Annotated in this window: 23 protein-coding genes; 10 read left to right on the top strand and 13 right to left on the bottom strand. The window is 52.0% G+C overall.

Annotated features, from left to right (window positions below; all coding sequences use genetic code 11):
* Positions 1–55: 55 nt before the first annotated feature.
* From FYJ62_RS05585 to FYJ62_RS05575, 3 genes are all read right to left on the bottom strand, one after another.
* On the bottom strand, positions 56–1,234 hold the full coding sequence (locus tag FYJ62_RS05585; protein WP_154548594.1) for an RNA-guided endonuclease InsQ/TnpB family protein: 1,179 nt from the start codon (positions 1,232–1,234) through the stop codon (positions 56–58).
* A 40-nt stretch (positions 1,235–1,274) separates the two neighbouring features.
* Positions 1,275–1,700, bottom strand: coding sequence for an IS200/IS605 family transposase (tnpA, locus tag FYJ62_RS05580; RefSeq protein ID WP_407657299.1), 426 nt, complete (start codon positions 1,698–1,700; stop codon positions 1,275–1,277).
* A gap of 158 nt (positions 1,701–1,858) precedes the next feature.
* Positions 1,859–2,776, bottom strand: coding sequence for a magnesium transporter CorA family protein (locus FYJ62_RS05575; RefSeq protein WP_154548590.1), 918 nt, complete (start codon positions 2,774–2,776; stop codon positions 1,859–1,861).
* Positions 2,777–2,857: 81 nt separating this feature from the next.
* Between FYJ62_RS05575 and pepI the strand changes: the two genes are divergently transcribed.
* The gene (gene pepI / locus FYJ62_RS05570) at positions 2,858–3,739 is read left to right on the top strand and encodes a proline iminopeptidase (protein ID WP_154548588.1); all 882 of its coding nucleotides are present in this window, start codon (positions 2,858–2,860) and stop codon (positions 3,737–3,739) included.
* Here pepI and FYJ62_RS05565 read toward each other — a convergent pair.
* Entirely contained in the window at positions 3,736–4,263 is a 528-nt protein-coding gene (locus FYJ62_RS05565; RefSeq protein ID WP_326831997.1) for a GNAT family N-acetyltransferase, read from the bottom strand. The genes pepI and FYJ62_RS05565 overlap by 4 nt on opposite strands.
* Positions 4,264–4,349: 86 nt before the next feature.
* On the bottom strand, positions 4,350–5,240 hold the full coding sequence (locus FYJ62_RS05560; protein ID WP_154548586.1) for a DNA/RNA non-specific endonuclease: 891 nt from the start codon (positions 5,238–5,240) through the stop codon (positions 4,350–4,352).
* Positions 5,241–5,379: 139 nt separating this feature from the next.
* Here FYJ62_RS05560 and FYJ62_RS05555 point away from each other — a divergent pair, with 139 nt between their 5' ends.
* Positions 5,380–6,210 carry an aldo/keto reductase gene (locus tag FYJ62_RS05555; protein ID WP_154548584.1) on the top strand — a complete coding sequence of 277 codons (831 nt, stop codon included), beginning with the start codon at positions 5,380–5,382 and terminating at the stop codon, positions 6,208–6,210.
* Positions 6,211–6,439: 229 nt separating this feature from the next.
* Here FYJ62_RS05555 and FYJ62_RS05550 read toward each other — a convergent pair whose 3' ends face one another.
* Positions 6,440–7,186 (bottom strand): PAS domain-containing protein, encoded by a 747-nt coding sequence (locus tag FYJ62_RS05550; RefSeq protein WP_154548582.1) that lies wholly within the window; start codon positions 7,184–7,186, stop codon positions 6,440–6,442.
* A 240-nt stretch (positions 7,187–7,426) separates the two neighbouring features.
* Positions 7,427–9,058, bottom strand: coding sequence for an ATP-binding cassette domain-containing protein (locus FYJ62_RS05545; protein ID WP_154548580.1), 1,632 nt, complete (start codon positions 9,056–9,058; stop codon positions 7,427–7,429).
* 139 nt (positions 9,059–9,197) lie between these two features.
* Here FYJ62_RS05545 and FYJ62_RS05540 point away from each other — a divergent pair, with 139 nt between their 5' ends.
* On the top strand, positions 9,198–10,262 hold the full coding sequence (locus FYJ62_RS05540; protein ID WP_154548577.1) for a hypothetical protein: 1,065 nt from the start codon (positions 9,198–9,200) through the stop codon (positions 10,260–10,262).
* A gap of 71 nt (positions 10,263–10,333) precedes the next feature.
* On the top strand, positions 10,334–11,248 hold the full coding sequence (locus FYJ62_RS05535) for a proline-specific peptidase family protein (protein ID WP_154548575.1): 915 nt from the start codon (positions 10,334–10,336) through the stop codon (positions 11,246–11,248).
* A gap of 62 nt (positions 11,249–11,310) precedes the next feature.
* On the opposite strand, the gene efp is transcribed toward FYJ62_RS05535, so the two are convergent.
* Both efp and coaA read right to left on the bottom strand, forming a co-directional pair.
* Positions 11,311–11,868: an elongation factor P gene (efp, locus tag FYJ62_RS05530; RefSeq protein ID WP_154548573.1), complete on the bottom strand. Its 558-nt coding sequence runs from the start codon at positions 11,866–11,868 to the stop codon at positions 11,311–11,313.
* A 51-nt stretch (positions 11,869–11,919) separates the two neighbouring features.
* A complete protein-coding gene (gene coaA / locus FYJ62_RS05525; protein WP_154548571.1) occupies positions 11,920–12,837 on the bottom strand; it encodes a type I pantothenate kinase in 918 nt (305 codons plus the stop codon).
* Between the two features lie 94 nt (positions 12,838–12,931).
* Between coaA and FYJ62_RS05520 the strand changes: the two genes are divergently transcribed.
* Together FYJ62_RS05520 and FYJ62_RS05515 are read left to right on the top strand one after the other, a co-directional pair.
* Positions 12,932–13,504, top strand: a complete 573-nt coding sequence (locus FYJ62_RS05520; protein WP_154548551.1) for an SGNH/GDSL hydrolase family protein — start codon at positions 12,932–12,934, stop codon at positions 13,502–13,504.
* Positions 13,505–13,604: 100 nt separating this feature from the next.
* Positions 13,605–14,357 carry a LiaF domain-containing protein gene (locus tag FYJ62_RS05515; RefSeq protein ID WP_154548549.1) on the top strand — a complete coding sequence of 251 codons (753 nt, stop codon included), beginning with the start codon at positions 13,605–13,607 and terminating at the stop codon, positions 14,355–14,357.
* A 110-nt stretch (positions 14,358–14,467) separates the two neighbouring features.
* Here FYJ62_RS05515 and FYJ62_RS05510 read toward each other — a convergent pair whose 3' ends face one another.
* From FYJ62_RS05510 to helD, 4 genes are all read right to left on the bottom strand, one after another.
* Complete coding sequence (locus FYJ62_RS05510; RefSeq protein WP_154548547.1) at positions 14,468–15,295, bottom strand: amino acid ABC transporter substrate-binding protein; 828 nt, start codon at positions 15,293–15,295, stop codon at positions 14,468–14,470.
* Positions 15,296–15,297: 2 nt separating this feature from the next.
* A complete protein-coding gene (locus FYJ62_RS05505) occupies positions 15,298–15,930 on the bottom strand; it encodes an amino acid ABC transporter ATP-binding protein (RefSeq protein ID WP_154548545.1) in 633 nt (210 codons plus the stop codon).
* Between the two features lie 13 nt (positions 15,931–15,943).
* Positions 15,944–16,585 carry an amino acid ABC transporter permease gene (locus tag FYJ62_RS05500; RefSeq protein WP_154548543.1) on the bottom strand — a complete coding sequence of 214 codons (642 nt, stop codon included), beginning with the start codon at positions 16,583–16,585 and terminating at the stop codon, positions 15,944–15,946.
* 388 nt (positions 16,586–16,973) lie between these two features.
* On the bottom strand, positions 16,974–19,265 hold the full coding sequence (gene helD / locus FYJ62_RS05495; RefSeq protein ID WP_154548541.1) for an RNA polymerase recycling motor HelD: 2,292 nt from the start codon (positions 19,263–19,265) through the stop codon (positions 16,974–16,976).
* A 165-nt stretch (positions 19,266–19,430) separates the two neighbouring features.
* Here helD and FYJ62_RS05490 point away from each other — a divergent pair, with 165 nt between their 5' ends.
* From FYJ62_RS05490 to FYJ62_RS05475, 4 genes are all read left to right on the top strand, one after another.
* Positions 19,431–20,096 (top strand): matrixin family metalloprotease, encoded by a 666-nt coding sequence (locus FYJ62_RS05490; RefSeq protein WP_154548539.1) that lies wholly within the window; start codon positions 19,431–19,433, stop codon positions 20,094–20,096.
* Positions 20,097–20,123: 27 nt separating this feature from the next.
* On the top strand, positions 20,124–20,777 hold the full coding sequence (locus FYJ62_RS05485) for a histidine phosphatase family protein (RefSeq protein ID WP_154548537.1): 654 nt from the start codon (positions 20,124–20,126) through the stop codon (positions 20,775–20,777).
* Positions 20,778–20,916: 139 nt separating this feature from the next.
* On the top strand, positions 20,917–21,603 hold the full coding sequence (locus FYJ62_RS05480) for a glycerophosphodiester phosphodiesterase (protein WP_154548535.1): 687 nt from the start codon (positions 20,917–20,919) through the stop codon (positions 21,601–21,603).
* Positions 21,604–21,745: 142 nt separating this feature from the next.
* Positions 21,746–24,658: an SEC10/PgrA surface exclusion domain-containing protein gene (locus tag FYJ62_RS05475; RefSeq protein ID WP_154548533.1), complete on the top strand. Its 2,913-nt coding sequence runs from the start codon at positions 21,746–21,748 to the stop codon at positions 24,656–24,658.
* The last annotated feature ends 203 nt before the right edge of the window (positions 24,659–24,861 follow it).

Below are 24,861 nucleotides of genomic sequence, written 5' to 3'. Positions count from 1 at the left end.
GCCAAGCCGCATTGACTGCTGCTTGACGGTACGATTTTTTGCTTGCCCAGCTCTCTCAGAGCTGGGCAAGTCCTTTAAGCAAAATATTGATTGATGCATTGATGTCACGGTCATGATGCGCCTTGCAGAATGGGCAGTCCCATTCCCGCACTGACAGTGGCTTCTTGCCCGTATCCTTGCCGCATTTTGAGCAGATTCGGCTGGTGTATGCTGGATTGACCTTGATGAGGATCTTTCCGTACTTCTTGCACTTGTACTCCAGCATGTCACGAAATCTGCCCCAACTTTGGCGCAGAATTGAGCGGGCACGGTGGTGATTCTTCGTCATGTTCTTGATCTTGAGATCTTCAATGACGATGACGTCGTATTCCTTTACCAGCTGATCCGAGATCTTGTGCAGATAGTCATCGCGCTGATTCGTGATGCGGCTCATATAGCGGTTCTTGGCGACATTGGCTTTCTGCCAGTTGCGATAGTCAGACAGGCTTTTTGCGCCAAGAGCCTTCCTGTTGGCGTCCTGCTGCGACTTAACCAAAGCCAAATGACGGCGCTTGGATGACTTGCTCTGCCAGATTTCTGCTTGTTTCTCGCAGTAATCTGATGAGAACTTGTCAAACTTTCTGCCGTCTGACAGGATGGCCAAGTGCGTCAGCCCCACGTCAATGCCAGCTGCCTTGCCAGTCTTTGGCAGGAAGGCGGTCTTTTTCTCCACAATGAGAGAAAGCCAGTAGCGCCCGCAAGCATCGACGCTGATCGTGTAGCGCTTGATCTTGCCGTCGATGACGCCGGTTTTCGATGATCTGACTCTTCTCAGCTTCGGCAGGAACATGTTTCTTTTGCCCATGATCCGGATGCCGGACGACTTGCCAGTATATGACTGCTTGGCGCTATGCTTTGAGTGGAAGCGGGGCTTGCGTCTTGTTCCGGCAAAGAATGCCTCCCAGGCATCGCTGATGTTCTTGGTCACGATTTGGAAGCTGGAGCTGTCGCTTGCCTTGAGGAATGGATATTCGTTCTTTAAAGCGGGAAGCAGATTGTTAAGATCGAATTCCGTTAACAATTTTGATTTCTTGTTGTTCTTGTAGCGTTCCTGATAGAGGCTGACAAGCTGATTCCAGAGGAAGCGGTCATTGCCAAAGAACTGTCTAAGTTTGGCTTGTTGTACGAGAGTCGGGTACAATCTGATTTTTACTCCATATTCCGGCAGATCTGACTTGCGCTTGCGTATTGCCATGTCGCTTCCTCCCTTCTAGCGTTTAGTGAAATGGTCTATTTCATTGCGTCTCAATGTATTTCTTGACGACGGCTTCGGTTGCCACTCCAATGCTTCCTGCGTAATAGCTCGGTGACCAGACGTGACCACCCCAGAAGTATTCCTTCATCGTTTCCGGGTACTTTTCAAAAAGCCACTTGGCCGTAATGCCTTTGAGCTTCTTGACGATATTTGTCACGCTCTCTTTTGGTTTGGCAGACAGCAGAATATGCACGTGAGTTGGCATTATTTCCAAAGCCTTGACCGTATACTCATTCTCATGGCAGATCTGCAGGATCTTGTCCTTGAGTGAATCGACAACAATCGGATTAGCCAAGGCTTGATTGCGATACTTGGTACACCAGACGATGTGGTAATTGAGGTTGTATGCGTAGCCTCGTCCATGGGTGATATCTGGCTCATCATTCCTGAATTCGTATTTAACTATATGAGTTGCACCTTCTTCCAGCATTTGCAGTCCTTTAGCTATTTATATTATATCGCACATCGAACTAATGTTCACGTATTAAAGTAAAAAAGGGGGCGATTCAACTCGGCATTGAAATGCCAAGTTTTCTCGCCCTCAACGTAATAAACATAAGGATCTTAGAAGAAATGGTGCTTGCGCATCAAGAGGATCAGCCAGACCATGAGGGCGACCATCAAGATGACGATCACGATCCAGTCGTAAGCCGCGTTAAAAATCGGCAGCTTGACGTTCATCCCGTAAAAGCCGGTCAGGATGGTCGGGATGGTCAAAACCAGGGACCAGACGGTCAGGAACTGCATCGTATCGTTCAGGTTGTTGTTCATCATGTTGTTGGAAGTTGAGGACAGGGTCTTGGTTACCTGGCGGGAAATCTGGACCATTTCTGAAGACTGGCTGGATTCAATCAGGACGTCGTCCAGTCTTTCCTTGGCCGGCTTGGAAAAAGTCAGCTGGGAGTGCTGCAGGCTGTTCAGCATCATCTGGTCGGTCTGAATGGAGCTGGACAGGTAGACCAGGGACTTCTCGATATTGGACAATTCAACCAGGTCCTGGTTGTTGATGTCGTCGCTCAGCTTGGCGTCCAAGTCGTTTCTTTCCGCGTCCAGCTGGGTAACGGCCCGCTGGAAGTACTGGGAGGCAAACATCAAGAAGGTCACCAGCAATTCGGTCACGTCCTGGGCATGGGAAAGACGCCGCAGCATCTGCGGGTCGTTGAATTCGTCAAAAACGTAGCTGGTCTCGACCGTGTGGAAGGTAAACAGGTTCTTGTCCTGCAGCAAAAAGGTAATCGGCCGGGAAATGAAGTGCTTGCTGGCAGCCGTTGGCCAGACAGGCACGTCGTAGACCAGCAGGTGCGTGTCGGTGTACTTGTCATAGTCATAGTGGGGCCGCTCATGCCGGTCAGATACGTAGGAAATGATTTCCGGCGTAAAATAGAATTCCGATTGCAATTGCCGGCTGTCGTCCTGGCTCAGGCCGCTGATGTCGTACCAGCTGTAGTCGGTATCAATTGGAAAAATTTTTTGTTTAATCATGACTTTCCCCACCTTCAATTATTTCTTCATTAATGTTACCATTTTTTACAAAATATATTGCGCTTAAAGAAGGTTAAAAATATGCAAATTTTAGAAAAATACCTGCCGTTTGGCAAATACCAGACATATTGCCGGATCGTCGGCGAAAAAACGGCTAAAGCGCCGCTGCTGCTCCTGCACGGAGGGCCGGGCTCCAGCCACAACTATTTTGAAGTCCTGGACCAGGTAGCCCAGACCAGCGGACGGCAAGTCATCATGTACGACCAGCTGGGCTGCGGCGAGTCATCCATCCCTGACGACACGCCCGCGGTCTACAACGCCCGGACTTGGGTCAAAGAGCTGGAAAACGTCAGAGAGCAGCTGGGATTGGACCAGATCCACCTGCTGGGCCAAAGCTGGGGCGGGATGCTGGCCATCATCTACATGTGCGACTATCAGCCCAAGGGCGTTAAATCCGTCATCCTCTCCTCTACCCTGTCTTCAGCCAAGCTGTGGAGCCAGGAGCTGCACCGCTGGATCAAGTACCTGCCGGAAAAGGAGCAGGCAGCCATCCAGCAGGCGGAAGAAAGCGGCGACTTCTCCGCGCCCGCCTACCAAGCCGCCAACGCCCACTTTATGGAGCAGCACGCGATCAAGCTGACCCCGGACATGCCAGAGGCGGTTTTGCGCAAGAAAAAAGGCGGCACCGTTGCCTACCTCACTGGATGGGGTCCCAACGAATACACGCCAATCGGCAATCTCCATGACTATGAGTACACGGATGACTTGTCCAAAATGCAGCTGCCGGTCCTGATTACCAGCGGCACGGATGACCTGTGCACGCCTTTGGTGGCCAAGACCATGTTTGACCATTTGCCAGCTGCCAAGTGGGAGCTTTTCGCGGGCTGCGGGCACATGCCCTTCGTCCAGGAAAACGAAAAGTACCGGAAAATCCTGACCGACTGGCTGGTCCAGCATGACTAGCCCAGCAGCAGATTCTTTTTAAATAAGTAATCGATTTGATGATCATCGCCAACGACGAACTCATGCTGGCCAATCTTTTGGTAGCCCTTATGAGCGTAAACGTCCTTGGCTTTTTCATTATGCTCCCAAACGCCCAGCCAAATGGCGTGCTTGTGCCACTTTCTGGCTTGGGCTTCGGCGTAGTCCAGCAGCTGGCTGCCGATCCCCCGTCCTTGGAAGTCCTTCTTCAAGTAAATGCGCTCGACTTCCAGCCCGTTGTCGTCCACGCGCTCGCTTTGGGCCGTGTTGACGTTGAGCTTCATGTAGCCAGCCAGCTGCCCGTCTTCGTAGACGAAGTAGAAGAAGCTGCCGGGCGTTTCCAGCTCCCGCAGAAGGCGGTCACGGTTGTAGTGGCCGTCAAGAAATTTCTGCATGTTTTCTTCAGTATTGGAGTCCTCAAACGTGGCTTGGAAAGTCTCGCGGCTGAGCGCGACCAGCTCATCGATTTGATCGGGCTGAACTTGCTCGATTGTCAGTTTTCCCACTTTTGTTACCTCTCTTGCAATATATAACTCAGTTCTTTAGCAGTTTGCCAGCCTGTTGCAGGCTGCTTGGCCTACTGAATTCTATTTTAATGCAGATTTGCCCGGCTGTTTAGTTCAAAGCCGTCATTGACCGTCAAAGACCGGTCAACCTTGGCCCGCCCCGTCGCGTAGTCAAAGGCGTAGCCGGGCTGGACGTTGAACAAATAGACGTTGAAGTCCAGGCTGCCGTCGGTAGCAACGGCCTGGAGGTTGATCCCCCGCGCCATCAATTCCTGTCCCCGGAAAATTGGCGTAGCCTGGTAGATGACCTTCTTGTTCTGCCGCAGGGCCGTCCGCACCTTGCTTTCAAAAATCGTCTGGATCTTCTGGTTGGAGTAGGCTGACTGGGTGAAGAGGTTCTTGGGATTGTTCTGGTCTCCGGACTGGTTCTTGGGGTTGTAGTTGCCGTCCTGGTCGATCCCGGCTGACACGGAATAGGCGATCAAGTGGCCGCGGTTGTAGAGCTGGGTGCCATTGCGACTGTTGTAGTGCCAGCCGGTTGGCTGGATGTATTGTCTTACTCTTAAAGAGTCATTGGCCACGTTTCTTTTTTCCAAAAAGCCCGTGTTGGAGCTGGAAGTCCGGTTCAGGGAATCCAGGTTGGAGTAGATGACCCGGTTGACCTGCCAGGCGTTCTTGACCAGGGTCGAGTGGTTGCCGTTCACGTAGACGTAGCTCTTGCCGCCGGACTTGAAATTGAGCTGGGCCAGCTTGCGGTAGTCGCTTTGGGCCAGACCGCCGTAAACCTTGCCGGCCGTCTGGGCCTTGCTGACGGTCTGGCTGGATGACGCTGAGCTGCTGGTGGCCGGACTGATCTGCGGGTTGACCGTCTGTCCGCCTTGGGTGTAGATTCCCCACAAGACCGCGATGGCCGCGATGGCAGCCGTGAGCAGGCTGGTATTTTGGCGCTTCTTGGAACGCCGGCGCTTTTTTGCCATAAGTTATCCCTCTCTGTTTCTGTGCTTGCTGCTAGAAAATATGTTCTCATCCATTTTAGCTGATTTGCGCCGCCCAGGCCAAAATTTTTGAACTGGTTTACAATATTTTTAACAGCAAAAAAGCAAGGAGAAATATATCATGGAACATTTCAGATTAAATGACGGCAACTTGATCCCGGCCTTAGGCTTCGGGACCTACAAGGTGCAAGGCTTCCCGGGCGTGCAGGCCATCACCCAGGCAATCGAGAACGGCTACCGCCTGCTGGACTCAGCCGTCCGCTATGAAAACGAAGGGGCTCTGGGCAAGGCGATCAGAAACAGCTCGGTTGCTAGAAGCCAGCTGTTCGTCACTTCAAAATTGCCAGGGTCAAACCACGAATACCAAGCCGCGATCAACGAAATTGAAGAAAGCTTGCTTAGAAGCGGTTTGGACTACTTCGACCTGTATCTGATTCACTGGCCAAATCCGCTGGAAGACCACTACGTTGAAGCCTGGCAGGCCTTGATTGACGCGCGCCGTTTCGGTCTGGTGCGGTCAATCGGGGTTTCCAACTTTGAGCCAGAGCACATTGACCGGATCATCAAAGAGACTGGCGTGACTCCGGCCGTCAACCAAGTCGAGCTGCACCCTTACTGGTCAAGCAAGAAAGTCCGCGAATATGATGATGCCCACGGAATCGTTACTGAAGCTTGGAGCCCGCTCCTGCGCGGCGGTGAGGTCTTCAAGGAAGACTTGCTGCAAAAATTAGCCGCCAAGTATGGCAAGACTCCGGCCCAAGTCATCCTGCGCTGGGAAACCCAGCTGGGCGTCGTGCCGATTCCAAAGGCTTCTTCCAGCCAGCACCAGTTGAGCAACCTGGACATTTTTGACTTTAAACTGACCCAGGACGAAGTGGCAGCTTTGACCGGACTGGACAAAGCCGACGGCCGCCGCGCTGACCGCAATCCTAACCAGCACCAGGAATTCTAAGCTGTCGAACTCAAGCCTCGCCACCGCCGGTGGCGAGGTTTTGTTTTGCTTGAATTATTGAAAGAAGTACCCTACTGAAGCCAATCCCTGTCACCTTGAGCTTTTGTCCCAGCTAACCAAAAAGACCAGCCGGCTGGCTGGTCTGAAAGAGATAATATGGTACTTTTGCGTAAAGAAAAATAATGTCTTAATGGGGTAACAAAGAATTTATTGTCAACTCAGTTCTTTATTAGTGGTGGGAAGCACCGCTAGTTGCGTCTGCTTCCGGCTTCTTTTCTGCTTCTTCCTTGGCAGCGGCTGCCTTGGTTGAAGGACCAGTCGTGGCGTCTGGGTCAGAGTTGCGGCGATAGGTCGCGCCAGTTGCGGCATCGGTGTCGACAACGAGCTTTTGGCCAGTTGCTTCACAGAAGTACTTCACGAATGGATAGATGTCTTGGACCCATTCGTAGATCCCCATGTAGTTGCCTTCTTCGTCTTCAACGCGCTTGTAGTAGTGCAAAACGAGCTCAGTCAAATTGCCAGTTGGCACAGGCATCCAAACAGCATCGTGGCCGCCTTCCTTGGTGCGCAAAGCGTGAACGACCTTCTTGGCGGTTGGGATCACGTCGCGGATGTCAGGGTGAACCGTGCCCATAGTGTCACCGACTTGGTCAGGCGTCCGGCCGGCCTTCATCTTGTAGTTCGGGTCTTGTGGACGGTTGTACCACAGGAATTGGTTGTTGTCGTCAACAAAGGTCATTTCGCCAAAAGTGTTGCGCAGCATCCAGTTGAGCTGGTTGACCGTGAGCAGGCCGGCATCCAGCTTAACGTAGTCATCGCCTTCAGCGGCGCCAACCTTGGCCGCTGCCTTGTCCAGCCATTCCGGGTCGTTCTTTTCCAAGCCGTCAACCGTGTAGCGGCTGTGGCCAGTTGCTTCAAAGTCTTCCTGCAAATATTCTTCAGGGTTCATGTCCTGAAGCCATTTTGGTTCTGCCATCTTGATTTCTCCTTCGATTTCTCAAACAGCTGATCTATCTATCACTTACTTAATTACGTCCTTCATTATATCGTGAAAGCATTTGCAACGCAAGGCTCGATATTTAAATATCAATATATTACAGTCATCAAAGCAAATGTTATTATATATTTTAGTAAATATCGACCGCTCTTCCGGCCCATTTTTGCCAAAAAGAAAAGCCTGGGCAGCTGGCTGCCAGACTTCACGTTAGCTAATTTCCTATTTGGTCGCCTGCAGAATTTCCCGTTCCGCGGCGTTCTTGTCCTTGACCTTGTCGAGGACGATAATTTGGTCGAACATGGCCTTTTCAATATCCGTGATCTTGTGGGCCACTTCCACGACCGCGATCTTTGGATTGCCCAAAAGGGTCTCATGGATTTCCAAAGACAAGCGCGGGTCCAGCGCGCTGGTTGCTTCATCGGCCAGCAGAATTGGCCGGCCGGACAACAGGGCCCGGGCGATTTCCACCCGCTGGATCTGCCCGCCGGACAGATTGTTCCCATTTTCCCCGACCTGGTAGTCCAGACCGTTTTCCGCGATCAGGCTGTCCAGGCCCGCCTCATGGCAGGCCATAAGCAGCTGGTCCTCAGACACCTTGCGCCCTAAAGTCACGTTAAAACGCAAAGTATCGTTGAACATGAACGGCTTCTGGTTGACGTAAGAATAAAAATTATGGGCCTTGTACCAGTTGCCGGTAACGTCTTCCCCATTGATCATGATCTTGCCCTGGCTTGGCTTGTAGATCCCCAGCATCAGGCGCAAAAGCGTGGTCTTGCCCCAGCCAGACGGGGCCATGAGCAGGATCTTCTCGCCCGGCTTGACCGTGATGTTCACGTCCTTGAAGATCTGCCGCTTGCTGTGGCGGGTCACGTAGGCCAAGTTCTTGATGATCATCCCGTTGAAGCCGCCAACCTCATAGATGTCAGCCTGCTGGACGTAGTTCAAAGCCTTCTGGGTGCGCTGCCACATTGGAACCGTGGACTTGACCTGGTTGAATTCGTTGAACAGGGTAACGACTGGCGTGATAAAGTTGATCGCCAAGTCGACCATCATCACCAGGGTCCCGACCGCCAAGCGCCCCCTCATCATCAAGATCCCGCCAATCGTGCACGGAATGATGAAGCAGAAAAGCTCGGCGGATGAATAGATCAGTTCCAGTGCCCAGGCCTGGGTCAGGGTCATGTTCCGCAGGGCATCCTCCATCCCCTGGGCCGCGCCGATGGCCCGGGTCACGACATTGCTGCGGACGTTGTACAGGCGGGCGGATTGGGCCCCGTTAAGGGTATCAGACACGTACTGGGTGTAAATGGCGTTTTTTTCCGTCCAAACCTTGGCCTTCTTGGTGATGATCCGGCTGGTCAGCATCTGCACGATTGCCGGCGCGATCGTGGCGACAATGAAGACCAGGGTCATTTCCCAAGAATTGTAAAAAGCAAACAGCAAGGAGCCGGCAAAGGTCAAGGACTGGTAGATGATGTCCAATTGGGCCGTCACCCGGTTGGTTTCGATCTGCTTGAGATCGTTGGTCATAAAGCTCAGGCCGTCTTTGGTATCCAGCGTGTTCTGGTCGACCAGGTAGCGCAGGTTGGCGCTCTTCAGGGCCATGTTGACGCTTCTGATGATGTTCATCTTGGTCGTTTCGTACAAGAAGTTGCTGCACATGAAGAGCAGCTGGCCCCCGGCCGTCAAAGCCGCGAAGCCGACCAACCGCATGTAGTCGCCCTTGCCTGACGAGGCAATGTTCAGCATGACTTTCAGCATGTAGGCGACGAACAAGACGTTGCAGGCCTTGATCGCTGACAAGAGCGTGAACAGCATGACTTGACTCTTGCGCGCATATTTGAGACTCATAGCAAGTACCCCCTCTTTATAGTCCATTATAGCAATCTTTCGATTTTTTCTGGAAAGCATTGCTATAATTAAACTAAAACATAAGATTTTAAGCTGGTCCCAGCAGCTTAAAAGCACAAATAGAAATGAGGGACTTATCATGAAACTTGTTGAAGTGCATACCAAGGCCGACCAGCAGACTGACGGCTACTACTTGGGCTATCTGGTCTACCAGAATGACGCGGTGACCGTCCTGATTGCTTTAGATGATGACGCCAACGCCAGCGGCGTGATGGTCCTGAACAACGATGACCTCTTGGGAGTCGTGGAAGAGTCGCCAAGCATCGCCTACGTCCAGCGCTTGATCGATGAAGGGCAGTCGCGCGACCCCTTTGACTTGATGCCGCGCAACCAGCAGCTTTTGAAGCGGCCCTTCAGTCAGCTCTACCAGGCAGCCGAAGCCGCCCTGCTTGAAGACATGCCCTTGACCATCACCTTGAACAACGGCGAAGTCTACGGGGGCATCGTCATCCAGAGCACGCTCAGCGAAATCCGCATCCGCCAGATCAATGACGACTACAGCCTGGACCGGCTCTACCTGGCCGTGCCGACCAAGCAGATTTCCAGCCTAGAGATCAACGCCGCTTCCGGCAAGCTGTGGCAGGAGTGGTACGCGGCCCGCAAAAGCGAGCCGGCCTTTGACTACGGCTTGTGTGAGCTTTACCTGGACTGGGTGGACGACGACCGCTTCGGCGGCTGCCTGCTGGGCCACGTCATTGCCCAAAATGACCACTACCTCCTTTTGGAAAGCGTCAGCAAGTACGGGCAGCTGGAGTCGATCTGCCTGGTCAACCGGGCCGACATCGTCCATGAAACCGATGCTTCTCCGGCCATTGCCTACACCAACTACCTGATCAAGCGCAACCAGGAGCAGGGCCTGTTTGACCCCAACAACTTCTCCAAGCTGGCCAAGAGCCTGCACCACATCCCTACCACGCGCGAGGTGATTCTGACCGCGGGCAAGCACCTGGTCAACATCGACGACTACGAGTACGACGGGGAAAACCTGGGCTACGTGACCCATACCGACGAATATGGCTTCACGATCAAGGATGCCTTGACAGGCGAAGAGACCGACCACCCCTACCACAATGTCTGCACCATCGACCTGGCCAGCGTGGAACTGGAAAAAATGCACGAGTACCTGGCCGCGCAGAAGCGCTGATTTAGCGGTAGAATTGGGAGGAAAGTTTTTTTAGAAAGAGGAAAGTTTTTTTAGAAAGTAGAGAAAACGTTATGAAGCAAGGAACTACGATTATCACGCTCGACAACGGCTACCACTTGTGGACCAATACCCAGGGCACGGGCACCATTCACCTGCTCTGCCTGCACGGGGGGCCAGGCGGCAACCACGAATACTGGGAAGACACGGCTGAGCAGCTGCAGAAGCAGGGCCTGGACGTGCAAGTGCACATGTACGACCAATTGGGCTCGCTTTATTCAGACCAGCCCGACTACTCTGACCCGGAAGTAGCCAATAAGTATTTGACCTACGAATACTTCCTGGATGAAGTCGAAGAAGTCCGCCAAAAGCTGGGCATCGACCAGTTCTACCTGATCGGGCAAAGCTGGGGCGGGCTCTTGGTCCAGGAATACGCCGTCAAGTACGGCGACCACCTAAAGGGGGCCATCATCTCCTCCATGGTTGACGACATCGACGAATACGTGGCTTCCGTCAACCGCCGCCGGCAAGAAGTCCTGCCGCAGACCGAAATCGACTTCATGCGCGAGTGCGAGGCCAAGAACGACTACGCCAACCAGCGCTACCAAGACGACGTGCAGATTTTGAACATCAACTTCGTTGACCGCAAGCAGCCTTCCAAGCTCTACCACTTGAAGGATCTGGGCGGCACCGCCGTCTACAACGCCTTCCAAGGCGACAACGAATTCGTCATCACGGGCAAGCTCAAGGACTGGCACTTCAGAAGCGAATTGCCAAAGATCAAGGTCCCAACCCTGCTCACCTTCGGCGAATGCGAAACCATGCCGCTGGACACGGCCAGAACCATGCAGAAGCTGATTCCGAACTCCCGCCTGGTAACCACGCCAAACGGCGGTCACCACCACATGGTCGACAACCCGGACGTCTACTACAAGCACCTGGCTGACTTTATTAAAGAAGTCGAAGCCGGAACTTTCAAGGGCGAATAAAGCAAAAATGCACCTCCAGTAATGGAGATGCATTTTTGCTTCTTATTTTTCGGATTGCTTTTTTAAGCACGGCCCTTGTAAGCACCAGTTTCGGTGTTGATGACCAGTTCGTCGCCTTCGTTGATGAAGTCAGGAACGGTAACGACCAGGCCGGTTTCCATCGTAGCTGGCTTGCCGCCTGAAGCAGCCGTGGCACCCTTGATGCCTGGCTGGGTTTCCTTAACCTTCATGTTGACGGTGGCTGGCAGCTGAACGGCCAGCAATTCGCCTTCTTCAGTGAATTCCAGGATGACTTCGATGTTTGGCATCAGGTACTTTACGTCGTCGCCAAGCTGGTCAGCTGAAATCGCGTATTGCTCGTAGGTTTCGCTGTCCATGAAGTTGTAGCTGTCGCCTTCAGCGTACAGGTACTGGGCGTTCTTCTTAACGACTTCTACCAGCTCGACCTTTTCGCTTGGCCGCATGGTCTTGTGGATGACTGAGCCGGCACGAACGTCGCGCAGGTCCATCTGCATCACGGTGTTGCCCTTGCCTGGCTTGTGGTGGTTGGCTGACAGAACCAGCATCAGCTTGCCGTTTTCGTCAAAAATCATGCCCTTTTTCAATTCAATAGCTTGCATTAATTTTGCTCTCCTTAGTTCAAGTAAATGTGCTGTTTTTCATTATAGCATTTAATAACAGCGGAGGTAAATTTTATCAATCAAATGTCCCTCAACCTTGTGCAGGATCAAGTTGGCCCGTTGCTTGGTCGGCGCGATGTACTGGCGCAGGTTGACCAGGTCGACCATCTGCCAGGTTTCTTCCGCCAGGCGCTCAGCCACGTCCAGGGGGCCATTGGCCAATTTGTAGTAGAAGTTGCTTGGGTCGTTCTTCTTCAGCTTCATGATCTTCTTAAAGCGCTGCATGTACCATTCCTCGATCAAGTCCTCATCGGCATCGATGTAGATGGAGAAGTCGAAGAAGTCGGACGTCACGACCTGCCCGCTTTCCGGCAATTGCAGGGTATTGATCCCTTCGATGATCAAAATGTCCGGTTGCTCGATGTGCCCGTACTTGCCCGGCACGATGTCGCTCAGTTCCTGGGAATACAGGGGATAGACCACGTCAGCCTTCTTGCCGCTGGCCACGTCGCGCAAAAAATCGCTCAGCATCTGCATATTGTAGCTTTCCGGGAAGCCCTTGCGGGGCATGAGCCCTCTTTGTTCCAGGATGGAGTTGGGGTAGATAAAGCCGTCCGTGGTCATCATTTGGGTCTTCAAATCCGGAAAGTAGCGCGTCAACAAGAGTTGCAGGAGGCGGGCCGTCGTTGACTTGCCCACGGCAACGGAGCCGGAAATCCCGATGATGTACGGGTGCACGATGGGATCGATGTGCAAAAAGCGCGCCCTTTTTGCACTGGCCTCTTTCTTGAAGCTGTAAGCCAGATGAATGTAATTCAGCAACGTTTCATAAATTTCATCAACGTCCTTGACGTCCAGCTCATCGCCCAGGGACTTGACCTGGGCCAGTTCCTCGTCAGTGACCTGGAGCTTGACGTGCGGGGTCAGCTTGGCCCATTCTTGCCGGTTAAATTCTGTGTAGTTTTGCATTTTATATTTGTCCTTTTTCCGATCTTACACTATTATAAAGGAAAACGTTCACAACACGCAAAAAGTGCTTTTGTAAAGAAAACAGGTGAAAATCATGAAAAAAGTTATTCTGTTCGGTGACTCAATTTTCAATGCTTACGACGGCACCCGCGACACTGACCGCTTCGCGGCGGCCATGAGAAAGCGCCTGGGGCCAGACTACCAGGTGGAAAATATTTCCACAAGCGGGGCAACCGTCAATGACGTCCTGCCACGCGTGGACTCCCTGCCCAAGTGCGACATTCTGGTTGTGGAATACGGAACCAACGACTCCTCCAAGGACTGGGGGATCAGCCTCTACGACTACCAAGAAGGGCTGGAAAGCCTGCTCAAGAAGGCCCAGAAGGTGACCGGGGCCGCCAATACCCTGGTGCTGTCCCCGTCAATGCCGGACTTCAAGAACCCAAAGATCGCTTCTTCCTACTCCCTGGACGATTTGGACCAGTATTCTGAAGCCGCCCAGCGCGATGCCGGCAAGACCAACTCCTTCTTCTTTGACCTGACCCACAAGATGGAACGGCTGCAGGACCTGCCATCCTTCCTGACTGCTGACGGCCAGCACTACAGCGAGAAAGGGATCTCCTGGCTGGCCGACGTGGTAGCCGGTGAAGTCTTAAAAATGGACTAAGGAAAAAGCAAGCCTAAAAGCAAGGCAAAATATAATTTTTTCAGTATAATTTAGCTAGAAGAAGCTATTTCCCATAGTAGATGGAAATGAGGGGAGAATTATGCGCAAACGCAGCAATATTACCTGGGGGATCATCTTCCTGGCTGCCGCCTGCCTGGTGATCCTGAGTCAATTGGTTCCCGGCTTCAGCCGGATTTTCGTCTTTTCCTGGGGCCAGGTTTTCTGGCTAGTAATCCTGGCCTGGGTCCTCTATAAATCACTCAAGGGCCGGGTCGCCTTCTTAAGCGTCCTGGCCGGCGGCTTCATCGTCATGATCTTTAGCGATGCCTTTGGCTGGTTCCACTGGACCGGCTACCTGACTTTGGGGCTGATCCTGCTGGCCATTGGGGTCCAGCTTCTGGACAAGCATGGCAGCCGCTATGAAAGCGACGATGAGTTCGTCTTTTCAGCAACCGACAGCGACGGCGACAAGGTCGACGTTGAGCCGGTCACCAGCCGGACCCGGTCCTCTTTGGGCAAAGAGCGGGTCGCGATCGACTTGGTCATGGGCCGGACCCGGCGGCGCCTGCACAGCCGCAACCTGCACAAGCTGTCAATCGACTGCGTGATGGGCCAGCTGTCCGTCTACCTCGACGACGTCCAGCTTAAAGACAACGAGGCCAAGGTGGACTTGGACTGCTTCTGCGGGGAAGTCACCCTGTACGTGCCAAAGGAATGGCACGTTTCAGTCGACATGCCCAGCTTTTTGGCCAGCTTGGAGACTTTCGGAGCTGAAGATGCCGCTCCTGATGCTCCAGTGCTCAAAGTAGACGGCGACACGGTCTTCAGCCGCGTCCGCATCGTCCGGGTATGACATGCCTGGGGAAAAACTCAAACGAATATAAAAGGCTTCTAGAAGCGATAAAACTTCTGGAAGCCTTTTTATTTACAGCAGAGAGCTGCTGAAGCTCTCTTTTTGCATGCTTACTTTTGTAAATAGTTGGAATTGGTCCCAAACCACTTCTGGTTGATCTGCCGCAGCTTGCCGTTTTGCTGCAGGCGCTTCAGGGCCCAGTTGATCTTCTTTTGCAGGGTCTTGTCGCCCTTGCGCATCCCCACGGCAAACAAGTCTTCCGGCACGCCCTTGTTGATGATGACCTGATAGGAACTGGAATCAGCCTCGTGCTTGATGTAGTAGTCCGCGTAGGTTTCATCCAGCAGGATCCCCTGGATCCGTCCAGCATTCAAGTCCAAAAAGGCGCTAGGAATCGTATCGTACAAGACCTTGCTCTTGGCCTTAAGCGACTGCTGCTTGCCATCCAGCCAGATCTCCGCCGTTGACCCGCTTTGGGCCCCGACGACCTTGCCGGTCATCTGCTTGAAGGACTTGATCCCGCTGGCCTTCTTGACGACCAAGACCTGGCGGTTTCTTAAGTAGGCCTTGCTGAAATTGACCTTCTTCTTCCGCTGGCTGGTCACGCTGTAGCCGTTCCACAAGACGTCGATCGTCCCGTTGCGCAGCTCGGTTTCCTTCATGGACCAGTCGATGGTCTGAAAGTCTGCCCGCAAGCCCAGTTCCTTAAGGACGGCCTTGGCCAGGTCAACGTCATAGCCGACCAGCTTTCCGTCCTTTTGGCGGAAGTCCATGGGCACGAAGGTGTCATCCAAGCCAATGATAACGCTCTTGCGCCGCTGGATCCGGGACCAGGTGTCCTTGGTATTGGCCTCTTTGGTCAGGTTGGAGCAGCCAGCCGCCACGAACAGGCTGACGGCCGCGGCCAAGATGACCAGCACTTTCTTCAGCTGCTTCATGCTCATCCCTCCAATGGCTTGACTTCAAAGACCTGGTCGGCCACCTTTTTGGCAAAGTCCATGTCGTGGGTAATGATCAATTGGGTCAAGCCGGTTTCCTTAAAGCCTAAAATCAATTCCGCCACCTGGTCCCGCATGGCCGGGTCCAGGGCACTGGTCGGCTCGTCATAGCAGAGGATCTTGGGCTTCATGGCCAAGGCCCGGGCGATGGCCACCCGCTGCTTTTGCCCGCCTGAAAGCTGGTAAGGATACAGCTGGCTCTTGTCAGCCATCTCCAATTTGCCCAGCAGGTCCCGGGCTTCAGCTTCCGCGGTCGCCTTGTCTTCTTTCAAGGCCAATTGCGGGGCCAGGGTAATGTTGTCCAAAACGGACATGTTCGGAAACAGCTTGTAGTCCTGGAAGACGACCCCGATCGCGCCCCGCTCTTCGCCGCTAAGGTCGTAGCGCTCGCTGTCCAGCTGCATCTGTCCTTGGTCGGCCGTCTCCAAGCCGGCGATGATCCGCAAGAGGGTCGTCTTCCCGGCCCCGGAAGGACCAACGATCGTCAGGATCTGCCCGTCGTCCAGCTCGAGATTAACGTCTTTTAAAATCTGTCTTGGCCCAAAGCTCTTGGCCAAATTTTCAATCTTCAGCATTGTTCAGTCCCTCCTATCTGTAGTAAGCGAAGTGTTTTTCCAAGCGGCGCAGAAGCAAAGTGCACAAGCCGATCAGGATCAGGTAAATCAGGCCAACCAGGACCAGCGGCACCAAAGTCACGTCTCTTGAGGTGGCCAGGTTGCCGGCCCGGAGCAAATCGCCCAAGCCGATCACGTAGACCAGGGATGAGTCCTTGACCAGGTTGATCACTTCGTTGCCGATTGATGGCAAGACGATCTTGGTCACCTGGGGAATGATGATCTTGCGCAAGGTCTGCCCGTAAGTCAATTGCAGAACCTTGGCCGCTTCAAACTGCCCCCTGTCGACAGCCTGGTTGCCGCCGCGGAAGATTTCCGCGAAGTAGGCCGCGTAGTTCATGACGAAGGCCACGAGCGCCGCCAGATAGCGCGGGAAGGTGATATGAATGATGGGCAAGCCATAAAAGACAAAGATCAGCTGCAAGAGCAGCGGCGTCCCCCGCATGATCCACACGTAAAAGTTGAGAAGCCATTTCAGAGGGGCAAAACGGCTGCTTAAGCCAAAGGAGACGATCATCCCCAGCGGGAGGGAGATGACCAGGGTCTCAAAGAAGATCTGCAAGGTCATGCCCGCCCCGCTGAAGAGCGATGGCAAAATTTCAAAAACGTATTTCATGCTTACCCACACTTTCTATTTCTGCTTAATCAATCTGCCGGCCGATTTTCTGAAAAACAAAAAAGTCCCCCTGGCCCATGGGCCAAGAGGACGACAAATAATCGTGATTCCACCTCGCGTTCGCCAGCCCCTCACGGCAGCTGGCCTCACCAAGTTTACGCGTTCATAAACTCGCGGCTGTAACGGGCCGTCCCGGAAGGGGCTACTGCGGTTCGCCCCTCCTGCTCACAGATGTGTGTTCAGCCGCCGCCCTGCTCCCGTTTCCATCAGCGGGGAGTCTCTGCGTGTCCCGCGCGCGGCCTACTTCTTCTGTTCTTCGCAAATCGATTGGTTTGATTGCAATATTAAACTACTATTAAAAATCCGTCAACATTTTTTTGAAAAAAATTTACTTATTTTCGTAAGTTGCCGGATCAACTGCCAGCAAGGGGCTCTTCTCACCGGCGTAGACGATGTCCAGCTTGTACATGGCCCGGGAGGCAATCGTGTAGACCAGCTGGGTCTCATCTTCTTCGTGGTAGGCCGCCTTTGAGGCATCCCACATGACGACCGCGTCGAATTCCAGCCCCTTGGCCAGGTAAGACGGCAAGACCAGGTCCCCTTCAACCAGGCGCTGGTTGGCGTCGCGGATCAAGGTGGCCTTAGCCCCGTGCTCCTTGAGCCAGGCAGCGGCTTCCTGGGCGCTGGCCAGGTCCTTGGCAATCACGGCCGTGGTCATCTTCTGGGCATCATTGGCCTTGATAGCCGCCAGCATGGCCTCCCCAGCCTCTTCCTTGCTCTCGCGGCCCCAAACTTGCGGGCGGGGTCCTTGGCGGTTGAAGCTTTCGATCTTCTCCCCGTGGCGGAGAATCTGCTTGGTAAAGTCGGTCAGCTGCTTGGTTGACCGGTAGGACTTGGTCAATTGGACCACCTTGGTCTTTTCCGGATCAAACAAGCCAGAGATCTGCTTCAGCAAAGTTGAGCTCTCATCCTTGGTAAAAATGGCCTGGTTCAAGTCGCCCAGCATGGTGAACTTGGCCCGTGGGAAGTTGTAGCGCAGGTAGGCCAGCTGGAAGGCTGAGTAGTCCTGAATTTCATCGATGAAGCAGTAGCGCATCTCGATGTTGGTCTGGCGGGCAACGATCAAGTCGTAGAGATACAAGTAGGCGGAAGCGTCCCGCATCTCGATTTCGCGCTGCTTGAACTTTTCCTTGACGCCCTCGACGTGCTCAGCCCATTCGCTTTCGCTGATGCCGTACTTTTCCAGCTTGGTCATCTTTGGCACGGCCCGCAGGAAGGCCAGGTACTGGGCCCGGACGTTCAGGAAGTGGTTGCGGTTGATCCCCTTGGCCACCTTGGCCAAGTGCTTGACGACGATCTTGCGGCCCAGGAACTTGCGCTCAGCCTCTTCTGACGGAAATTCCTGGTCTGGTCGGTCGTACATGCTCAGCATCTGCTCGTGGCTCAGGCTTTCGATTTCCTTGGTCACCCAGGCCTTGCGGATTTCAGGCGCGATCTTCCGGTTCAGGCGGTGAATCAATTCCTCGCGGGTAGCGTCGATCCGGTTGCCCAGCTTGTAGTTTTCATTGAAGGAGTAGTAGAGCTCCTTGATTTCTTCCTTGCTGAAGAAAGGCTTCTTCTTGGTCCGGAAGTAGATGTTTTTAAAAATCATCCCGGACTTGTTCAAGTGCTGGCCATACTTGGTCACCAGCTCGAAGAAGGCCAGCGAGTCCTTGAAGCGGCCGATCGCCGTGTCGGCCAGGCTGTCCTCGAACTGCTCAAAAAGGTTCTGGACGTGCATCTTCGGCAAGCGGCGGTTGATGAACTGCCAGTAGGTCATTTGGACCATGTTCTGCTCGCCCATTTCCGGGAGAACGTTCTCGATGTAGTCGTTGAACAGTTGGTTCGGGCTGAACATGATGACGTTCCCGCTCTTCAGGTTGCCCCGGTAGCGGTAGAGCAGGAAGGCAATCCGCTGGAGGATGGCACTGGTCTTGCCCGACCCGGCAGCCCCCTGGACAAACAGCAGGTCGCTCTTGGTGTCGCGGATGATCTTGTTCTGCTCTCTTTGGATGGTCTTGACGATCGACTTCATCTGGATGGAAGACTTCTCAGACAAGACCTCCATCAGCATCTGGTCGCCGATGGTCTCGTCCGTATCAAACATGTTGACGATGATGCCGTCTTCGATCATGAACTGGCGCTTCTTGGACATTTCCACGGAAACTGGCCCGTCTGGGGATTCATAGGTCACGTGGCCGATCTTGCCGTCGTAGTAGATCGAGGAGATCGGGGCCCGCCAGTCGTAGATCAGCAGGTTCTTGTCCTTGTCCATGAAGGAGGCCAGGCCGATGTAGATGGTTTCCGGATCCTCCCCTTCTTCCTGGAAGTCGACCCGGGCGAAGTAGGGGTGCTCGTGCAGGCGCTTGAGCGTGGAAAGCTCACGGGCGTTGACCTGCCAGGCATTGTCGCGTTCTTTCAGCATTTGCTGCTGCTGCTGGATCGACAGGGCGGTATCCATAGAGGTTGAGTAGTCGTCAAAGTCCAGACGGATGTCGTCATAGAAGTGGGCGGAGATATCCTTGGCTTCCGCCTTGTCTTTGGCGATTTGGCGGGCCAGCTCATCTCCTTGCTGGTCAATCTGGCCCAGGATCGAATCCAAGTGGGCCTGTTCTTTGTTGCGTTCTGAAATTTCTGCCATGCAAACACCTTTTCTAAAAATCTTGCATAATATTGTACCATCTTTTCAGCCCGACCGGTACTTTTCCGTCTCTCGCCCGCAAGCGGCTTCAGGAGAAAAGGCAAGTATTTTGCTAGGCAGAGCCCTGGAAAAAAACTATAATATACTAGCTAGAAGGAGGCCTTCATGAGAAAATTTTTCAACTTCTTAAAGAACCTGCTGGTCCTGACCTGCCTAATTGGGGTCGCTTGGACCTACCAGGACCAGATCAAGGACGTCGCGGCTGACTGGGGCAGCAAGCTTGCCGGCTGCCTGCCAGACAGCCTCAGCACGGCCGACCTGGCCGAGAAGACCATCTCGGAGAATTCCAAGTCCACCATCAAGAACACGACCGGCTACACCTGGCCCAAGAAGACCGCGACCGTCTACATCGACTTAAAGCGGTCCAGCCAGGTTGACCTTTACAACGCGACGATCAACGCCATGGCCGCTTGGAATCAGACCGGGGCCTTCCGCTTTAAGCAGGCTTCCAGCAAGAAGAAGGCCCAGATTGTCGTCGTCTCCGCCTACAAGTCAGACGGAGCCGCCGGCCTGACCACCTACAAGTACTCCAGCCGCAACCGCCGGCTCTACTCGGCCAAGGTATCCCTGAACACCTACTATTTGGACAGCAGCTACTACAACTACTCCCAGGCCCGGATCGTCAACACGGTTGAGCACGAGCTGGGCCACGCCATCGGCTTAGACCACCGCAATGGGGTCACGGTCATGTACCCGACCGGGTCTTTGTACACGATCCAGCCGAAGGACATTGCCTTGGTCAAGAAGATCTACAAGGGCAAGAAATTTTAGCTGAAGCAGACAGAAACAGAGGCAGACATGAAACGCATTTATTTGATCCGGCACGGGAAGACTTTTATCAACAAGTACAACAAGATGCAGGGCTGGTGCGACACCCCATTGACGGCAGAAGGGCGCGAAGGTGCCGAGCAGGCCGCTGAGGCCTTAAAGGACCTGCCTTTGGACATTGCCCTGTCCAGCAACACCCTGCGGGCCAGCGAGACCTGTGAGATCATCATGCAGAAGAACTGCAACAAGGACCTGCTCCAGCACCTGGCCTATCCTTACTTCAGAGAACACTTCTATGGCTACTTTGAGGGGATGGACAATGACGTGGCTTGGCGGATGGTCGGCGCGGCCCATGGCTTCACCAGCGCGGACGATTTGGCCAAGAACGCGACCTGCGACCAGATTGCCGACTGGACCAAGGAAGCTGACCCCTACCATGACGCTGAAGACAGCACGGAATTTTGGGCCCGCTGGCAGAAGGGCTTTGACCTGATCAGCCAGCTGGACGGGGCAGAAAACATCCTGCTGGTCAGCCACGGCTTTGCCATCAAGTCCCTGGCCCAGCAATTCGCGGTCAGCGGAATTGACACGACGGTCCACCCAAGAAACGCCTCCATCTCCACTTTGGTGATGGACGACCAGGGGCAATTGCGGATGACCAGCTACAATCAGCTGCATCTATAATTTTTTACCAGTTTTTTACAGGCAAAAGCCTTGCAAGTTTAACCAGACGCTCTATAATATGTGCCAGCAAAAGAAAAAGCCAATTGCTTTTTCTTTTTTATTCCATTCCTAATTATTAAAACGGAGCGCAATTAAATATATGAGAACTAAGATTTTTGGTCACCGCGGCTACCCTGCCAAGTTTGCTGAGAACTCCCTGGAAGGGTTTGACTACTGCTTCAAGCATGGGGCTGAAGGGATTGAATTCGACGTGCACCTGACCAAGGACGGAGTCCCGGTCGTCATGCATGACGAAGACATCAAGCGCACGACCAACGGCAAAGGCTTGATCAAGGACTACACCTTGCGGGAATTGGATCAATTCCACCTGGCCAACGGCGAGCGGATTCCCCGCCTGCGCGACCTGTTTGAACTGGCTGAAGACTACGACGGCCAGCTCAACCTGGAAATGAAGACCAACAAGTTTGACTACCCTGGCCTGCCAGAGAAAGTTTTTGACCTGGCTGACCACTTCAAGTTCAAGCAAGAAATCATCTACTCATCATTTAACCTGCAGACCCTGGTCCACGCCAAGGAGGTCCGCCCCAACCAGAACTACAACTTCCTGACTGACAAGGAAATCAAGAACCCAGTAGAGTTCATCAAGGAGCACGGCTTCAGCGGCATTCACCCAGAGCACTTGGTTAACACCAAGGCCGTTGAAAGAATCTGGACCGTCGACAGCAAGGCCCGGGCCAAGAAGATCATCCAATACGGCGCTGCCGGCTTCTTTACCAACAAGTTCGAAGATATGATGGACTTGCGCAAGGAAGTTGCCAATTACTAACAGAAGATCAATTAAAAGAGTTGTCTCGACTGACAGCTCTTTTTTTGCGCGGTAATTTTCAACATAAGCAGATTGTATTCGGTTTCACCAAGTGCTAAAATCGACATGTCTTATATGTGATATCAAAGGAAGGAAAAGTAATATGCGGAAAATTTCCAAAAACATTCTGCTCATATCATCTGTTGGCTTGGCCAGCTCCGCTTTTGCGGTAACTGCTACCCACCCAGTGTTTGCCGCAAGCAATGTGGCTACTAACGCGAACTCAAGCCAGGATGTTGCCAGCGCTCAAACTCAAGTGAACGAAGCACAAAAAGAAGTTGATCAAACCCAAGGCCAATTAAAGACGGCTGAGGATCAATTAAACAAGGCCAACAGTGACTTAGACCAAAAGAATGCTGACCTGCAAAATGCCAAGGAAGCTGTTGATAACGCAAATAGTAAGGTGGCTAGTGCAAGTAGCGACAATTCATCCGCTCAAAGCCAGCTGGACCAAGCACAATCTGCTGTTGACTCTGCCAACAGCGATTACCAAAATGCCGTAAAAGAAGATAAGGATCAGCAGCAAAAAGTTGCTGATGCTGAAAGTGAATTGAAGGATAAGCAAGGCCAGCTTGATGAAATTCATAAGAAGAACAGCGATATAAACACGCAAATCGACTCTGCAAACGCAGATATCAATAATTACCAGAGCCAAATCTCCGACTTACAAAAGAAGAAGGATGAACTGAGTCCTAAACTGGATGCTGCTCAGCAGGCTCTTAACGCCAAGCAGCAAAAAATTGACGCTGCCACGCAAGACCTGCAAAAAGCTCAAAAAGATTTGGATGAAGCAACTTCTACTAATGAACAGTTCACCCTGCCGCAAAGCTACATTGACTATGTAACTGGCAAGTCAACTGATTGGGATACTGCCACGAAAGATTTACAAGAAGCCGCAGCTAGTCACACCTACCCGTTTACTGTTGGGGATGCAAGCGATACTGTCTACGATGATCCATCCGCCCTGTCAGACTCTGACCGTAAGCGTCTGAACCTTTATGTCAAGAATCTGATTGATTCAATTAATTCACAAGTTGGATCAACCAACAAGATGACTGTTACTGATGGCTCTCTTGAATTAGCCAAGCGTTACACGCAAAAATTCCAAAGTAGTAACGAAGAATTATTTAGAAAATACAATGCAGCTTTGTCAGCTTCAAGCAATATGGGTTTGGATCAATATGCGGTTATTGGATATGACATTGCCGCCGATAGACAAGTTATTAGTAAGTCCGTTTCCATATCCAACGGGAATGTACAAACTTCCTATGAGTACGGAACCACTAAAATGAGCGAAATCGTCAAAACGGCCTTTGACTTGATTACTCAACAATTGACTGATCCAAGCACCTACAAGAGTATCATTGACCACAATAGCTATTTCTCAGTTGCCGTAACTACCCAAGACGATAAGTTCTACGTCTGCCTTTTGACAATCTACCCTTACAACCTTCCAAGCAGCTTCGGTACTAAAGAAGTTTTGCCAGTAAGCAAGGAAGAAATCGCTGCTAAAAAAGATGCGGTTAAAAAGGCTCAAACTGCTTTAGACCAAGCCAAAAATGATGCAAATCCAGAACAAAGCACCTACGATCAACTCCAATCTCAAAGCCAAAAACTGGATAAACAGATCAGTGACTTGCAAGCGAAAATCAATGATGCTCAAAACTCGATTAACGATTTAAGAAGTCAAATTGAAGATGATCGCTTTGCTCAACTGGATGTAAACGTGGCAAACGCTGACTTAACTCAAGAACAATCTGCCGCTCAATTAACTGCCGCTAAAGTTCAAAGTGCTCAAACTTGGTTGAACACTTCCCAATCAACATTGGCATCCGCAAAACAAGCTGTTGATTCGACAAAGGCTGAATTAGATAAGGCAGAATCTGATTTAAACAATGTAAAGCAAAAACTTCAAGTAGCTCAACAAGCTTATGATTCTGCATCTAAGGCACAAAGTGATGCTTCAAAGAATGTAGACTCCTTAAAGCAACAATTGGAAACTGCTAAAAAGAAGCTTGCACATGCTAAAGCTGAATTAGTTCTTGCTCAAACTAAGCAAAACACTGACAACAAACAAAACCAAGGTAGCTCTGACAACAAGCAAAGCCAAGGTAGCTCCGACAACAAGCAAAGCCAAGGTAGCTCTGACAACAAGCAAAACCAAGGGAGCTCTGACAACAAACAAAACCAAGGTAGCTCTGACAACAAGCAAAACCAAGGGAGCTCTGACAACAAACAAAACCAAGGTAGCTCTGACAACAAGCAAAGCCAAGGTAGCTCCGACAACAAGCAAAGCCAAGGTAGCTCTGACAACAAGCAAAACCAAGGGAGCTCTGACAACAAGCAAAGCCAAGGCAGTTCTGACAACAAGCAAAACCAGGGCAGCTCTGACAACAAGCAAAACCAGGGCAGCTCTGACAACAAGCAAAACCAGGGCAGCTCTGACAATAAGCAAAACCAAGGGAGCTCTGACAATAAGCAAAACCAAGGCAGCTCTGACAACAAGCAAAACCAAAGCAAATCTGACAACAAGCCACAGACTAGCTCATCAAAGAAAACAACAACTAGCCAAAAGTCAACGACAACGAAGGCTAAGACTGCCAAAAAGACAACCAACAAGGCTAAGAGCTCTAAGAAGTCAACCACTAGCAAGAAAGCCAAGACTACTAAAAAGCCAATTAAAAAGGTCAAGGTACCTAAGAAAACGATCAAGAAGGCTAAAAAGTCCAAGAAAGTAGTTGTCGCAAGCAGCAAGTTCATCAGCCTCAAAGGCAGCAAGAAGGCCTTTGTAGGCAGCTGGAAGAAAGCCAAGTCCGTTTCTGGCTACCAAATCCGCTATAGCACGACTTCATCAATGAAGAAGGCTAAGACTAAGAGAACCAAGGCAACGAAGGTTAAGATTTCCCGCTTAAAGAGCAAGAAGAAGTACTACGTACAGCTTCGTTCTTACCGCAAGCTTTCCGGAAAGACCTTCTACTCTGCTTGGTCAAAGGCTAAGTCGGTCAAGACCCGTTAGTCTATTCAAAAGCTAATATTGTATAAATAAGAAACTATTCCACGCATGGAATAGTTTTTTTAGTCTCTACTTATTTTCATTAGTCTGACTGACCGACTTTGCTTTTTAAAACAAAAAGAGCAACTAAGCCATAGTTGGTTTAGTTGCCCCTCTAAAAAGCGCTAGCGCTTATTGAAGTGCCATAGAAAAGTTAGACATTTTAG

This window comes from Lactobacillus porci (genome assembly GCF_009695985.1).
GTDB classification, from domain to species: domain Bacteria; phylum Bacillota; class Bacilli; order Lactobacillales; family Lactobacillaceae; genus Lactobacillus; species Lactobacillus absianus.
This window is presented reverse-complemented; position numbering and strand designations above follow the sequence as displayed.